Origin of the sequence: Pseudomonas sp. TR47, from assembly GCF_044143025.1 — a bacterium.
GTDB classification, from domain to species: domain Bacteria; phylum Pseudomonadota; class Gammaproteobacteria; order Pseudomonadales; family Pseudomonadaceae; genus Aquipseudomonas; species Aquipseudomonas putida_E.
Genome location: NZ_JBHFCS010000006.1, coordinates 270,999 through 285,954, shown reverse-complemented (window position 1 = coordinate 285,954; position 14,956 = coordinate 270,999). Strand labels below are relative to the sequence as shown.

The 14,956-nt window shown below is 60.7% G+C and carries 9 protein-coding genes and 1 pseudogene; 6 read left to right on the top strand and 4 right to left on the bottom strand.

What is annotated here, in order from left to right:
* Positions 1 to 574: 574 nt before the first annotated feature.
* Entirely contained in the window at positions 575 to 6,481 is a 5,907-nt protein-coding gene (locus ACEWE8_RS09605; RefSeq protein WP_223255152.1) for an ATP-binding protein, read from the top strand.
* 485 nt (positions 6,482 to 6,966) lie between these two features.
* A pseudogene (gene greB / locus ACEWE8_RS09600) lies at positions 6,967 to 7,299 on the top strand (transcription elongation factor GreB); the annotation flags it as partial.
* A 56-nt stretch (positions 7,300 to 7,355) separates the two neighbouring features.
* On the opposite strand, the gene ACEWE8_RS09595 reads toward greB, so the two are convergent.
* Together ACEWE8_RS09595 and ACEWE8_RS09590 are read right to left on the bottom strand one after the other, a co-directional pair.
* Complete coding sequence (locus tag ACEWE8_RS09595) at positions 7,356 to 9,863, bottom strand: ABC transporter permease (RefSeq protein ID WP_046787324.1); 2,508 nt, start codon at positions 9,861 to 9,863, stop codon at positions 7,356 to 7,358.
* A complete protein-coding gene (locus ACEWE8_RS09590; protein ID WP_046787323.1) occupies positions 9,863 to 10,546 on the bottom strand; it encodes an ABC transporter ATP-binding protein in 684 nt (227 codons plus the stop codon). The genes ACEWE8_RS09595 and ACEWE8_RS09590 overlap by 1 nt, the downstream gene beginning before the upstream one ends.
* Before the next feature lie 10 nt (positions 10,547 to 10,556).
* Between ACEWE8_RS09590 and ACEWE8_RS09585 the strand changes: the two genes are divergently transcribed.
* The 3 genes from ACEWE8_RS09585 to ACEWE8_RS09575 all read left to right on the top strand — a co-directional run bounded on the left by ACEWE8_RS09585 (position 10,557) and on the right by ACEWE8_RS09575 (position 12,611).
* Positions 10,557 to 11,162, top strand: a complete 606-nt coding sequence (locus ACEWE8_RS09585; protein ID WP_046787322.1) for an arylesterase — start codon at positions 10,557 to 10,559, stop codon at positions 11,160 to 11,162.
* A gap of 58 nt (positions 11,163 to 11,220) precedes the next feature.
* Positions 11,221 to 11,502 carry a hypothetical protein gene (locus ACEWE8_RS09580; protein WP_039601335.1) on the top strand — a complete coding sequence of 94 codons (282 nt, stop codon included), beginning with the start codon at positions 11,221 to 11,223 and terminating at the stop codon, positions 11,500 to 11,502.
* A gap of 131 nt (positions 11,503 to 11,633) precedes the next feature.
* A complete protein-coding gene (locus tag ACEWE8_RS09575; protein ID WP_395589297.1) occupies positions 11,634 to 12,611 on the top strand; it encodes a L,D-transpeptidase family protein in 978 nt (325 codons plus the stop codon).
* A gap of 139 nt (positions 12,612 to 12,750) precedes the next feature.
* Here the strand turns inward: ACEWE8_RS09575 and ACEWE8_RS09570 are convergent, their stop codons facing one another.
* On the bottom strand, positions 12,751 to 13,002 hold the full coding sequence (locus ACEWE8_RS09570) for an Lpp/OprI family alanine-zipper lipoprotein (RefSeq protein ID WP_003250288.1): 252 nt from the start codon (positions 13,000 to 13,002) through the stop codon (positions 12,751 to 12,753).
* A 517-nt stretch (positions 13,003 to 13,519) separates the two neighbouring features.
* Here ACEWE8_RS09570 and ACEWE8_RS09565 point away from each other — a divergent pair.
* Positions 13,520 to 13,801 (top strand): GNAT family N-acetyltransferase, encoded by a 282-nt coding sequence (locus ACEWE8_RS09565; RefSeq protein ID WP_046787320.1) that lies wholly within the window; start codon positions 13,520 to 13,522, stop codon positions 13,799 to 13,801.
* Between the two features lie 62 nt (positions 13,802 to 13,863).
* On the opposite strand, the gene ACEWE8_RS09560 is transcribed toward ACEWE8_RS09565, so the two are convergent.
* Positions 13,864 to 14,940 (bottom strand): 3-deoxy-7-phosphoheptulonate synthase, encoded by a 1,077-nt coding sequence (locus ACEWE8_RS09560; protein WP_046787319.1) that lies wholly within the window; start codon positions 14,938 to 14,940, stop codon positions 13,864 to 13,866.
* Between the last annotated feature and the right edge of the window lie 16 nt (positions 14,941 to 14,956).

The window sequence follows — 14,956 nt, the reverse complement described above, 5'->3', positions numbered from 1 at the left end:
TTCTCCAGCCGGCGCCTTCCTGATGGGTGATGGTGAGCGTTGGGTTGGGATCGATAAGCAACGGATTCACGCTTGCGTACCCTTAGAGAGCCAGGCGTGCTTTGATGGTTCTCAATAGTTCTTGTGAAGTGGTGCTATCAGCCAGGAAGAAAATGCATCCAGCTCCGCTCGCACCACACCACCATGGTTAGCTCGAATAGCGAAAACTCCTGCGTATGGCGGACAGCCGAGCAGGGCTCAGTGGGCCAATATGGACGACTGCTTCTGTATTGTAGCCTCTGTTGAATGTCCGCAATGGGTCGATAGCGGCCTGTCACGAGCGGCTGTTAACGCCCCCTTGCGGTCCTAGGTTTGCAGCGAAACTATCGTTCGCCGCGTGAACTCCGGCCAATTGGGCTGGTGGTGGGTTGTGGAGCTGAACAAATGTGAGTCAGGAATGAGCTGCACCTACAGTTGAGAAATTGTTCGTCGGGGAGCGATGCGCGCTTCGCAAGACAAGCGCTTCTGTCGTGACCAATAATTCTCATTGCTTTCAATCGCATCGCGGATTTCGCGGCGCAAAGGACCGCGGACGATGACTGAGAACATCAAGAAAACAGCAATCCCAGCCTCTGGCTACATCTATCAGAACCGGCAAGGGCTGCGGGTGTTGTGCGATTGGCTGGATGCACCGAACCGCTACATAAAGATCAAGTTCGAGTGTGACGTCGGGGCGGATGCGCCGTCAGCTTTGGACGACATCGTGATCGAGCGTACGGATGGACTCCAAGATCTCATGCAGGTCAAGTTCACGCCAAACCCTGATGCATATGCGCTGTCCTGGGATTGGCTGCTTGAGAAATCCGGCAAGACGGAGCGATCCCGGTCGATGTTGAGGAAGTGGTTTGACGCGTACACGTCGCTAGATCCTTCACGCATCGGTGAGCTCTCGCTGCTAACCAACCGGCGGCCGGATGCCGAGATCGAAGCTTGTCTCGCCGAGGGGAAGATTGATTTTTCCAAGGTTGCTAAACAGAGACGCACAGCGCTCATTACTGAATTAGGGGGCGAGAAAAGCTGCGAGGAGTTTTTCGGCCGGCTGCTGATCATCCACAGCGACAAGGGCTACAAGACCCTTGAACATGAGATTGACTCGCGGTTGCGCGCGCATGGTACGGCCGAGGGTATCGCCGTTCTCAAGAATGTCGCCCTGAACTGGGCCGTGCAGAAAAATTCTCCGCCACCGGCCGGTTGGATCACATTGCCGGACCTTTACGCTATTCTCCAGGCAACGCCGCCGGCACCACTGCCGGAGGACTTCGCGGTTCCCAGGGGCTATGAGGTTCCCGACGCAGACTTCCACGCCGCTTTCGTTGACGACACACTGCATTCAGCAGGCAAGGCGATCGTTCTGACTGGTCCGCCTGGTCGCGGCAAAAGCACATACCTCAGCGCCCTATGCGACACCCTCGCAGATAAGGACGTTCCAACGGTCCGCCACCACTATTTTCTATCGACAACGGAGCGTGGGCGGGATCGCATTCACAGCTACATCGTGGAGGAGTCTATCCGATCCCAGATCGAACGATTTCATCCTGATGCTCCCCGTCCGGCTGGTCTACGCGCGCTTTTGGAGTCCACCGCTGCGCACTATAAGGCTCTCGAAAAGCCCTTCGTTCTGATCTTGGACGGCCTAGACCACGTTTGGCGCATTAACGCCGAGGACAAACAGCCCCTTGATGACCTGTTTGCGCAGTTGGTGCCATGCCCCGAGAATCTTGTGCTGCTCGTTGGCACTCAGTCGGTGGACGATGCTCAACTGCCGGCAGACCTACTTATTGTGGCTCCAAAAGCAAGCTGGAAGACGCTTCCCGTCATGTCCAGCGACGCTGTCCTTTCCTACCTGTGGCAGGCAGTGCAGGCCGGTCGACTGATCATGGGTTTCGAGCCAGCAGAAATAGATGGATTCGAGGTTGTTGAGGCGAGTGAGGGTACTGCTGCGCACTATTCTGTTGCAGAAGAGGAGCTGCAGAGGGCCGCGGCCGCTCTTCGCATTAGAACCAACGGCCACCCACTGCACATCATCTACGCGACTTCCGCCTTGGTGCTTGCTGGTGGCAAGGCCACACGGTGGGACGTCGAGCAGCTCGCGGGAGACCTGAGTCAGGACGTGAAGTTTTACTACGGGTCACTTTGGGAGCGACTATCACCCAGCCTGAAAGATGCGCTGCGACTGATGTGCGCCTTCCCGTTCTTCTGGCCGCGGGCTGCGTTCGGCGAGATCGCGACCGCAATGAAGCTGGCTGTGCCCGAGATCCAAAAGGTGGAGCATTTGCTTCATTCGTCGGCTGCGGGTCTGAAGGTTTTCCATGAGAGTCTGGCCGTGTACGTGCGGTCAACCGATGGTTACGTCGATCGCATTGTGGAGTTGCGGCCGGAGGTCGCGCGTTGGCTGGATATATCTGCGCCCAAGGCATTGCGGGTCAACTGGCTTTGGACGGTGCAGGCGCAGCTCGGTGATCCAAGCCAGCTGATCGCGGGCCTGACGCGAGACTGGGTGCTACTGCGGCTGGAAGAGGGCTATCCGCAATCTCTGTTTGACACGCTAATCACTGACGCCTTGGTTGCGGCGCTAAACCGGGCTGAGTTAGGGCAGGCATATCGACTCCAGCACTTGAGGGCCCGCATGGTTGAGGGCAGCCAGTATCAGATGCAGGATGAAGACATGGCCCGGTTGGTTTCTTACACGTGGGCACTGGCGCCGGACGAAGGGGTGCTTCGCGAGGCTATTGCTTCTAGGCACGAGACAGATATCAAACTTGTGGCGGCACTGGGGCTGGCGCTGCGAGCACGCGGTGACCATATCGTGGCTCAGGTCTGTGGCGAAGAAAGCTTACGGCGCTTTCGTGGGGCGAGTCGCTTCTCGAATGAATACGCCACGGGCAACGGCTTGGATGCTTTCAGATTCTTGGCGGATGCATTTGCGCGCTTAGGCGCGGTCGGGGCGACACAGGAGGAACTCGAGCAGCTCGTGACACGAGTACACCCAGAGGCGTGGTTGCCGCTCGTACGGTTGATGGCTAGGGATGGGTTAGTGGACGAGCTCATGTCGCTCGCTGCTTCGATGGGCGACGGCCGGAGCAAGTGCGTGGTCAGCGATGCCTGCCTCCGGGCCGCAGCTCAGGTCAATGTAAGCATCGTTGAGCGCCCCGACTTCAACACACTTGCCACAACATCGTTCGTTGCTGCCATGAAGGCGGCTCACACGCGGACCGCGACGACCTTAAGCGCAGCGATCCCAATCGATTGGCTGGGGCTCGACTACCGCGAGCGGAAGCTGGACCTTGCTAGGCTGGTGCACCACTGGTTCTTCAGCACTGTGCATTTGGCTTTGTGCATGGCCGCGGATGGGCAGACCCAGTTCAGTTTGGCGCGCGCGCCTGTCTATGCCGACCGAGAGAACGTCACGACCTTCTTGAACGGGCTCTCGGGCGTCGCCGCTCAAGTGGCTCTTCATTGGTGGCGTGGAGAGTTCGTGGGCTTCCATGAGCTTTACGAACTCATGGACTCCGTGGAATTCCGACATTTCCGACAAAGCCATGACTGGCAATCGGCGGCCGACGATTTCCGGGCATCTTTGCATCGCGTGGCTTGCGATGTTCACATAGGCAGCATCCTATTGGGTCACCCAGTAGAGGCTGAGCTGTCGGAAGTGACGGTGACCGCGGCGGGTACTTTCAAATGGTTTGACGCCGCATCCTTCTGTGAGCAATACGTCGCAGGGCTCCTAACGAAGATGTCAGATGAGGCCGCATTGACCTTCGTGCGATCGCAACACGAACTGTTCGACGCGGAGGTCCGCCAGGAGACCAGCGTGCATTTGCAGAAGCCACTGCAGTTGTGTGGAATCGCGGTCGCCCACGGTTTGGTCGAGCCAGCGCGCAAATTATGCCGGCAGACCTGGGAGCTGGCATCGGGCTTTTCGCATCGCAAGGATCCTACGCTGAATAACACCCTCGACGCGATTGGATTCCTGGTTGAAGTCTCACCGAATGAGGCGCGTAGTCTGTTGGCCCAAATCTCCTCCCAAGTCCACTCGGTGCTGGACTATACCGATGGCAGTGGCACCCGGCATGTGCTTACCAAAGCTGACGCGCTGCTGGCCAAGCTAGCGCCGGCCGCGCTAGTGGCTAAGTACGAAGAACATGTAAATGCTGGAGAATGGTTTGAAGCTGAAAACTGTCTGGGTGCCTATATAAAGCAGGGTGTGAAAGCTGGATGGCCGCTTGATGCGCTGATGCGCACTGGCCTGCACCCGGAGATTCGCGATGTGCTGCATCGTCTTGTCGAGAAGGGAGTCACTGGTGCCGCAGAGCGATTACAGGTAGTCAATGCTCATGCAGGGTGGGATGTCGGCGTGCTGTGTCGCGAGGAGCATGCGGGTTCGAGCATGGATCGCAAGCCCTTCGATGGTGATGTCTCGGCGTTTGAGCCTGAACAGCTAAAGGCTTTGCTTGAAAAGTTATCGGTCGGGTCCTTCGATAAGGATGCGGCACTCGTGGCTTGGTACAGGCACTGGGAGGCTAAAGGCCAGGGGAAGCGGTTACTCGAAGCGCTCGATGACTCGCTCTTGTCCGGCCAAGGTCGAGGAAGTGGCCTGCTTGACCTCTCCGGACACGCCTTCCATACCCGGCGCAAGCTAAGCGGGCTGAATGCAGCCTGGAAGTACCTCGTTAGCGCGCAGATCAACAGCGGCGGCTGGATTGGATACATGGAGCGCGAGGAGAAAACGTTCGCCCGACTGGACCTTGTGGCCAAGCACTACCCCCGTCGGTGTGACGAGTTCGTGATCGATACAGCATATGCCATGTTCGGTGAACCGGAGCGACCGCGTTTTGCGCCGGGCGAGGCCATGGTCTACTTCTACGTGAAGCAGGGCCGCATTGATGAGGCAGTCGCGTTCGCCCAAGTCATGGTCGACTGTGTGCTCGAAGACACCCGGACCCTCCCGCTGAATATTCCGCGCTGGGGGGCCGAACTGGCTGCGGCAGGCGCGCCGGGGGAGGTGGATGAGCTTCGATTACTCATTGCTCGTCTCGGATGGCCCATACCGGCCGTAAGGTGGTGGAGCATCCAGGAGCTCGCGACCAGGCTGGGCGACCCTGCGACTACGGCTGAGACCGAGGCCGCGCTACTGAAATTCCTGCATTCGCGCAAACTTGAGGCAGAGGTCGTGGAGGTGCTGTGCATCTTTTGGACGGCTGCAGGCGCAAATGGCTACGCTCCGAATGTCGAGCTACCAGCGCACACGCCGAAGCCGTCACTTCTGTCCAATTTATTTATCGAGACGCTCGGTTTCGAGGCGCAGACACTCGATATCGACCTCAAAGAGGCGCCGAAGGGCTCCGAAACTCCAGTTGATTTCGAGGGTGTGCAGGGTGTGGATTTGGCCGGTATCTTCCGGAACACACTGGCTAGGCTTGAGTATCGGACCAAACTCCCACTAATTCGGCAGATGGCGTTCGAGTGGGCTCAAAACCAGGCGACCTATCCTATCTCTCCCCTGCAGGCAGACCTTTGGCATTTTGCTCGGGCGCTGGGCGACGGTTTCGTTGGTCCTTACTCCTCCCGCGCCGCCCTTCGGGCAATCTCAGCCTATCTACGCACCTTGGCGGTAGCGGAACGGTTGTGGGGGTTGCCGTCTGCCGTTGTGCGTCATCACTCGCTTATTGCGTTGCCCATTAATCCAACGCTGGCTGCACTAAGGCCGTCGCGTCCAGCATGGGTGCCAGTACAGGCGGACTTCAGCGGATCCACCAAAGTGATCGAAGGAAGTCTGCGAAGTATCGTCGATCGCGTCGCGGCCGAGCGCCCCGGCGATGAGCTGATTGCGTTGAGCGCTCCCGTCGAGATGACGATGGAGCGCTGCGTAGAAGTGTCATTGGTGCGCTGGATGCAGGCCGGAGCTAGTGAGGTGGCGGACTCAGATCTGGCTGTCCATCTTGATTACTTCTGGCGCGACATGCCGGTGGTACCGAGCTTGCCCACGAAGCCGCTCGACAGGAAGACCTGGTTGGGGCCTGTTGATCAGTTGCTGGACGATCCGTCATCGTCGTTACCTCTGGCCGGGCGGATTGATCTAGATCGCATGGGATATCTGCAACTGAACTTCTATCCATCTAGATTCTTCGTGCCGACACTCCATGGGGCTGTTCAAGCCGAGATGCGTCAAGTGAGCAGCTTGCTTGAATTCCTCAAGAATGAACAAGTGATGGCTGACTACGTTCACTGGAATGCGGGCTGGGGTCCTGTTCGACCTGGAGCGCTGAGTGGAGCCTGCGGTGCAGCCTTGGTGTCGCGCGGAACGACCTATCGTGAGTTTCCGGCCGCCAAAGGACAGGTTGCTCGATCGTTCTATCTCTGGCAGGTTCGCCTGCTTCACCGGAACTACCCGCATGACGCTTATGAAGAAAGCCTGCAGAGCGGCGTGTTCTTTGTCTGATTTGCCGCCGTCTCAGCGTTCAGTGCACAGCGGCGGCGAGAACAGACGGTGCCATATCGACTCTAATTGCGGCGCGGGTGACTGCGTCTAGTCGATTGAGCCCCGTAGCTAGCGAAAGCTTTTGGTCGAAAGTAGTCAGTAGCGATTGGCTGCTTCCGGCCAAGACAAGCCTTCGTGTAGCACAGCTAACGCCTGCCGGCGTTCCAGAATTCTGCATCAATTCCAGCGAGATATGGGGACTTCTGCCATGGTTGGGGCATTGCTAGTTTGGCTCAAAGCCAAGCCGCGACTGGTTTGGATTGGCGGCAGGCATTGGCCTTCCACCCTGACAGAAAGCTCAGAATTCACCAGCAGTGGGAGCGCGACCACGTCTCTCAATCTTTTCCACTGGTGACCCGTGTTGGTCTAGGCATCGGCGTGTCTACGACCCGTGAGCTAAGCAAGACTAAACACTTGAAATAGTATGTTCGTACCTGGGGCCCTAATACCAGTACAACAAGAAGTTGCTGCGTGAGATCGACCGTCGGGTCCGATACCTGCGCAAGCGCCTCGAAGACGTCAAGGTGGTTGCCTATTCGCCGCAGCAGGAGGGCAAGGTCTTCTTCGGTGCCTGGGTGGAGATCGAAAACGATGACGGCGAAGCCCTGAAGTTTCGCATCGTCGGGTACGACGAGATCTATGGACGCAATGACTATATCTCGATCGATTCGCCCATGGCGCGGGCCCTGCTCAAGAAAGAGGAGGGTGATGAGGTGCTGGTGCATACACCTACTGGCGAAGCGACCTGGTATGTAAGCAGCATAAGTTACGAGCAGTAAGCGTTCAGCTGCAAGCCGAGGCGTATCTGCTCATGCTTGCAGCTTGCAGCTTAAGGCTATCCCTCTCGCAGCACCGCCAACGGGCTGGCATTAAGCGCCCGCCGAGTCCCCAGCACACCAGCCCCGCCTACCAGTAGCGCGCCCGCTAGCGGCAGTATCAGCAGCCACGGATGCGGGCCCCACTGCAGGTCGAACGCATAGCGGTAAAGCACCAGGGTAATCAACTCACAGCCTAGCGCTGCCAGGGCGCCACTGGCCGCACCCAGCAGCCCGAACTCGATACGCCGCGCTTTCACCAGCAACGGTCGAGCAGCGCCCAGCGCGCGCAGCAATGCGCCTTGGCGAATGCGTTCATCCAGCGTTGCCTGCAAGCCTGCGAACAGCACGGCCAACCCCGCTGCCAGGACGAACAGCAATACATATTCCACCGCCAGGGTAACCTGGGCGAGGATGCTGCGCAGCTGCTCCAGCAAGGCATCGACTTGCAGGATGGTCACCGCCGGGAACGCCCGCGACAGGGCCACCACATCCAGGTCATGACCCGGCGCGAGGTAGAAGCTGGTCAGGTAGGTGGTCGGCAGCCCCTGCAGGGTGCCGGGCTGGAAAATCATGTAGAAGTTCGGCTGGAAGCTGTCCCAGTGCACGCTGCGCAAGCTGCTCACTCGCGCCTGGCGTTGTTCGCCGCCAATGTCGAAGGTGAGCAGGTCGCCCAGTTGCACCTTCAGGCTGGCGGCAAGTTCCGCCTCGACCGAAACGCCGGGGATTTCATCACCAGCCGGTAGCGCCCGCCACCAGTTGCCGGCGGTCAAGGCATTGCCTGCGGGCAGGTCGGCGGCCCAGGTCAAGCTGAGGTCGCGCTGAACGGCGCGCTCGCCGGCGGAATCCTTGCTGACGATCTGTTGCACGGGTTGCTCGTTGATCTGGATCAGCCGGCCAGGCGTCACCGGGTACAGCGGTGCGGAGGCTGCGTTCACCTCGTGCAGGCGCTGGGCAAAAGGCTCACGGTCGTCGGGCAGGATGTTCAGGGCGAAATGGTTGGGTGCGTCCTTGGGCAGTTGTGCCTGCCAGGTGTCGAGCAGCTCGGCGCGCAGCAAAGCGACCAGGGCCATGGCCAGCAGGATCAGGCCAAACGCCAGTGCCTGGCCCGCGGCAGCCATGGGGTGGCGCAGCAACTGGCCCAAGCCCAGGCGCCAGGGCAGCGGGGCGCCTGCCAGCAGTTGCCGCAGGCTACGTAGCCCAAGCAGCAGCAGGCCGCCCAGTGCCAGCGCGGCAAGCAACCCGCCGCCTAGCAGGGCGAAGGTCAGCAGCAGGTCGAGGCTCAGGCGCCACATGATCAGGCCCAGGGTGAACAGGGCGGCGCCGTAGACCAGCCAGCTGCTGGGTGGCACGGGCAGCAGGTCGCGGCGCAGTACACGCAGTGGCGGCACCTTGCCCAGGGCGGCGAGCGGGGGCAGGGCGAAACCGGCCAGTGCGACCAGCCCGGTGGCGATGCCGGCCAATGCCGGGAGGATGCCGCCAGGCGGCACCACGCTCGGCAGCAGGCCGTGCAACAGGCGGAACAGGCCCAGTTGCGCCAGCCAGCCGAGCAAGGCACCGACCAGCGCGGCCAGCAGGCCGAGCATGGCCAGTTGCAGGCAGTACAGGCCCAGCGCTTGGTGGCGGGACAGCCCCAGGCAGCGCAACAGTGCGCTGGCGTCCAGGCGCCGCGCCGCATAGCGGCTGGCCGACAGTGCCACGGCGACGCCTGCCAGCAGCACCGCTACCAGGCTGGCCATGTTCAGGTAGCGTTCGGCCTTGCCCAGGGCACCCCCGATCTGCCGGTTGCCATCGCGGGTGTCGAGCAGGCGCTGGTTCGCCGCCAGGTTCTTCTCCAGCCCCTGGCGGTACTGCGCCAGGGCCTGTGCATCGCCGCGCCACAGCTCTCGGTAGCTGACCCGGCTGCCGGGCTGAATGACCCCTGTGGCCTCCAGGTCGGCGAGGTTCATCATCACCCGCGGGGTGAGGCTATAGAAGTTGTTGGCACGGTCCGGTTCGTAGGTCAGTACGCGGCTCATGCGCAGGGTCTTCATGCCGACATCGATGCTGTCGCCGATGCTCAGGCCAAGGGCAGCCAGCAGGCGCGGTTCGACCCAGACCTCGCCCGGCGGCGGGCCGCCACCGGGTGTTTCCATGGCATACGGCGCGGGTGCACTGCGTACCTGGCCACGCAAGGGGTAGGCGCCATCGGCGGCCTTGATGCTCGACAGCTGGATGCCGGCATCACCACCGACCACGCTGGTGAACTCCACCACCCGGGCGTGGCGCAGGCCCAGGGCGGTGCCGGCGTCTACCTGTTCCTGACGCGCCGGCGCACTGCCTTGCAATACCAGGTCGGCGCCAAGGAACTCGCTGGCGCGCAACTGCATGGCGCCATTGAGGCGGGCACCGAAATAGCCGATGGCGGTGCTGGCGGCAACAGCCACCAGCAGGGCGAAGAACAGCACGCGCACTTCGCTGGCGCGGATGTCGCGCAACAACTGGCGCAGCGCCAGGCCGCACAGGCGGGAAAGCGGCATGTGCTTCATCAGGCCTCCACCGGCGCCACCAGGCGGCCTGCTTCGAGTCGTATCAGGCGCCGGCAGCGGCTGGCCAGGCGTTCGTCATGGGTAACCAGAACCAGGGTGGTGCCGCGCTCCTTGTTCAGGTCGAACAGCAGGTCGCTGATGCGCTCACCGGTATGGCTGTCGAGGTTGCCGGTAGGTTCGTCAGCGAACAGCACCGCCGGTTGGGCGGCGAAGGCGCGGGCGATCGCCACCCGTTGCTGCTCGCCACCAGACAACTGGCGTGGCGTGTGGGTCAGGCGCTTGCCCAGGCCGACCCGTTCAAGCAGGGTGCGGGCTTGTTCGCGAGCATCGCGACGGCCGTCCAGTTCCAGTGGCAGCATGACGTTTTCCAGTGCATTGAGGCTGTCGAGCAGCTGAAACGACTGGAACACAAAGCCGACATGTTCGGCGCGCACCCTGGCGCGTTGGTCTTCGTCCAGTGGGCCCAGGTCTTGTCCGGCGAGTATCACCTTGCCGGCGCTGGGGCGGTCCAGGCCGGCCAGCAGCCCGAGCAGGGTGGATTTGCCCGAGCCCGAGGCGCCGACGATGGCCAGGCTGTCGCCTTGGGCGAGGTCCAGGGACAGTGCGTGCAGGATGGTCAGATCACCTTCCGCACTGGGGACCACTTTGCTAAGGTTCTGCGCAACGAGAATGCTGGGGCCCATGGAGAATCCAATGCGAGTGTGGTGGTTGAGTGCCGGTCTGGCCCTGTATTGCCTGGCCCAGAGCGCGGCGGCGGGAACGTTGCTGGTTGTCGGCGATAGTATCAGCGCCGGTTTTGGCCTGGATACCCGCCAGGGGTGGGTCTCTTTGTTGCAGACCCGGCTCAGGGACGAAGGTTTCGATGATCGGGTGGTCAATGCGTCGATCAGCGGCGACACCAGTGCAGGGGGCCAGGCGCGGCTGCCGGCGCTGCTTGCAGCGCACAAGCCCAGCCTGGTGGTGCTGGAATTGGGCGGCAACGACGGGCTGCGCGGGCAGCCTCCAGAGCAATTGCAACAAAATCTTGCCTCGATGATCGAGCGGTCACGCGAGTCCGGGGCCAAAGTGGTGCTGCTGGGCATGCGCCTGCCGCCCAATTACGGGGTGCGCTACACCACGGCGTTCGCCAAGGTTTATGAGCAGTTGGCAGCGCAGAAACAGGTGGCACTGGTGCCGTTTTTCCTCGAGGGCGTAGGGGGTGTGCCGGAGATGATGCAGGCCGATGGCATCCATCCGGCGCAGGGTGCCCAGCAGCGGTTGCTGGAAAATGCCTGGCCGGCGATAAAACCCTTGCTGTGACGCTTTAAACGGGGCCGGCTTTCGGCTAATGTTGCGCCCCCCGTTTCGAGAGCCCCCAATGCCGCGCCCTGCCTGGTCCTTGTATGCCTACCAACTGATCGAGCCCGATGAGCAGCTCGATCTGTTCGCCTGCCAGGAAATCCGCGTCCACCTTGTCGCCCGCCAGCTCGAACTGGGTGTGCCGGTCGACCGTACCCTTTGTGGGGGCTTGCTGCCTGCACAGCCACGGTGGTCCGGCGTGCCGCGTTCGATCTATCGTGACGGCCGCCTGTGCGACCTCTGCCGGGCGATTCTCGACGCCCAGCGCCGCGGCATGCGTCCGGTATGGCCACAGCTTTGACACGGCCCTGGGCCTGAAACTCCGAGCGCCTTTCATCATCTGAAACGCATGGAAACCGCCAGTGGCTCCCGCTTGGCACGGTGCGGGTGTACAATCGATTCTCTTGACCCACCTTTCGAAGGATTTACCGGATGTTGCCGCGCTTTCCCGCCGTCACCCGCTGCCTGACCCTGGCCGGCCTGCTGGCAGCAGGCCCCGCCGTTGCACTGGAGCTGCCGCTGCCGCCTCCGGGAGAAGACGTCGTTGGCCAGGTACAGGTGATCAAGGCCAAGTATGAGGACACCTTTGCCGACATCGGCACTGCCAACGACCTCGGCTACCTGGAGATGATCGCCGCCAACCCGGGTGTCGACCCATGGCTGCCGGGCGCCGGTACCGAGATCATCCTGCCGACCCGCTACGTGCTTCCGCCGGGCCCCCGCGAGGGCGTTGTCATCAACCTTGCTGAATACCGGTTGTACTACTTCCCGAAAGGGCAGAGCGTGGTGTACACCTTCCCGCTGGGGATCGGTCGTGAAGGCTGGGGTTCCCCCATCGCCAACACCAAGATCATTGCCAAAACCCCAAACCCGACCTGGACGCCACCGGCTTCGATCCGTGCTGAGCACGCCGCCGATGGTGACATCCTGCCAACCGTGGTGCCGGCCGGGCCAGACAACCCGCTGGGGCCGTACAAGTTCACCCTGGGCGTGCCGGGTTATCTGATTCACGGTTCGAACAAGAAGTTCGGCATTGGCATGCGCACCAGCCATGGTTGCTTCCGCATGTTCAACAATAATGTGCTGGAGCTGTCGAAGATGGTCCCGGTCGGTACGCCGGTGCGCATCATCAACGAGCCGTACAAGTTCGGAATCAGTGGTGGCAAGGTATACCTCGAGGCGCACACACCGCTGGACGATCACGGCGACCCTTCGGTGGTCGACAAGCACACTGCTGTCATCAACGCACTGCTCAAGCGCGAAGACCTGGCCAACAATGTGCGCATGAACTGGGACATGGTCCGCGGCGTGGTCGCTGCCGAAGATGGCATGCCGGTGGAAATTGCCGTGCCCGTCGATAACCAGGGTGCAGCTCCCATGGTGTCGAGCATTCCTCCAGAACTGCAGTAAGCCCTTGAGCGATAGGGCTGAAGCCTGCCCAGGTCAAACGCCTGGGCAGGCTTTTTCATTTGTGCTGTTTGCTTTTGTAGCGGCAATAAAAAAGCCGACCCCACAAGTGGGTCGGCTTCTTAACAATCCGTGAGGACTATTACTTGCGGCTGGCTTTGTCCAGCATACGCAGAGCGCGCTCATTGGCTTCGTCAGCGGTCTGCTGAGCCTTCTGAGCGGCTGCCATTGCATCGTCAGCCTTACGGTAGGCTTCGTCAGCACGGGCCTGAGCGCGAGCTGCTGCGTCTTCAGTCGCAGTCAGACGAGCTTCGGTTTCTTTGGATACGCTGCTGCAACCGGTAGCCAGAACTGCGGCCAGAGCCAGAGCAGAGAATTTCAGAACGTTGTTCATCGTGTTCCCCTTCAAGGACTTTCTATTAAATAGCCATCTCTCAGGAAAGAGAAACTGGCCGGCGTACATAGTACCCATTACTTGTAGTAAGTAAACTGACTCAGCGCAAGAACGGTAAAAAAAATGTTGCCCAAGGGTGCTTGACGAGATTTTCAGGCTTTTTGTGAGCACGCTGTGCAGGCGGCGCAAGCGATTGTTGTTTGGGAACTTTTTTGTTGAACTAACGGTGACTTTAAGGGTCGTTGTACGTCTAAAGCCCAAGAGTGTCCGGCTGAGTTTGCAGGTCAGTTCGTGCAGGGGTTCGAGCTCATTGCCGTGACTTTTAACCGATGCCACCTTGAGCAATCCGGGGTGTCGCGCCTACTATTTGATGGCCCGGTCCGGCAGAACCATTGCAATCGGCCTGCGGTCCAAGGGGCAAGAGGTGGCATAGGCGCTGCACGCATTGGTTCCTCTGCCGGATACATCACCATCGATTAAGGTAAAGGTCTGCCCAAAAGGCCTGCGAGGAGTAGTGATGAGTGAAGCGCTGACCATCCACCATGACCAGGCCGGTCATCAGTTCGAGACCAACGTGGACGGTCATCGTGCCTACCTGACGTACATGGATCTGGGCAAGCAGACGCTGGATATCTATCGCACTTTCGTCCCCAACGCCCTGCGCGGCCGCGGCATCGCTGCAGCACTGACCGAAAGGGCCTTGGAGTACGCGGACCAGATGGGCTACACGGTGATTCCTTCCTGCTCGTACGTCGAACGCTACATGGAGCGCAAGCAGCGTCATTCGAGTAAAGCCTGAACCTGCTGACTGCACATGCGAAAACGCCGGGCTAAGCCCGGCGTTTCATTTTGTGGCCACGTTCAGCCGCGCTTGCGCTTGGGCAGTACATCCTTGAGCTTGGCGTGCATGCTGCGCAGGGTGTTCTCTGTGGCAGACCAGTCGATGCAGGCGTCGGTGACCGATACGCCGTACTGCAGATCTTCCAGGTTCTTCGGGATCGACTGGGCGCCCCAGTTCAGGTGGCTTTCGACCATCAAGCCAATGATCGACTGGTTGCCTTCGAGGATCTGGTTGGCGACGTTCTCCATGACCAGCGGCTGCAAGGCCGGGTCCTTGTTGGAGTTGGCGTGGCTGCAGTCGACCATGATGTTGGCCTTGATCTTTGCCTTGGCCAGGTCCTGTTCGCACAGGGCAACGCTGACCGAATCGTAGTTCGGCTTGCCGTTGCCGCCACGCAGCACTACGTGGCCGTAGGGGTTGCCCTTGGTAGTGACGATGGATACGCCGCCTTCCTGGTTGATGCCCAGGAAACGGTGCGGCTTGGATACCGACTGAAGGGCGTTGATGGCCACGGTCAGGCCGCCATCGGTGCCGTTCTTGAAGCCGACCGCCGAGGACAGACCCGAGGCCATTTCGCGGTGGGTCTGGGATTCGGTGGTGCGCGCGCCAATGGCCGACCAACTGATCAGGTCTTGCAGGTACTGCGGCGAGATCGGGTCGAGCGCTTCGGTGGCGGTTGGCAAGCCCATTTCGGCCAGGTCCAGCAGCAGTTGGCGGCCGATGTGCAGGCCGTCCTGGATCTTGAACGAGTCATCCAGATAAGGGTCGTTGATCAGGCCTTTCCAGCCGACCGTGGTGCGCGGCTTCTCGAAGTAAACACGCATTACCAGATACAGCGTGTCGGAAACTTCCTCAGCCAGCACCTTGAGGCGCTCAGCGTATTCGTGAGCGGCCTTGATATCGTGGATCGAGCACGGGCCGACCACTACGAACAGGCGATGGTCTTTCCCGTCGAGGATATTGCGCACCACTTCGCGGCCGGCAGTAACGGTCTGCAAGGCTTTGGCGCTGAGGGGGATTTCCTTCTTGAGCTGATCGGGAGTGATCAAGGTCTCGTTGGAGGCAACGTTAAGGTCGTCGATCGGTAAATCAGCCATCGTGTTACTCGTCAGG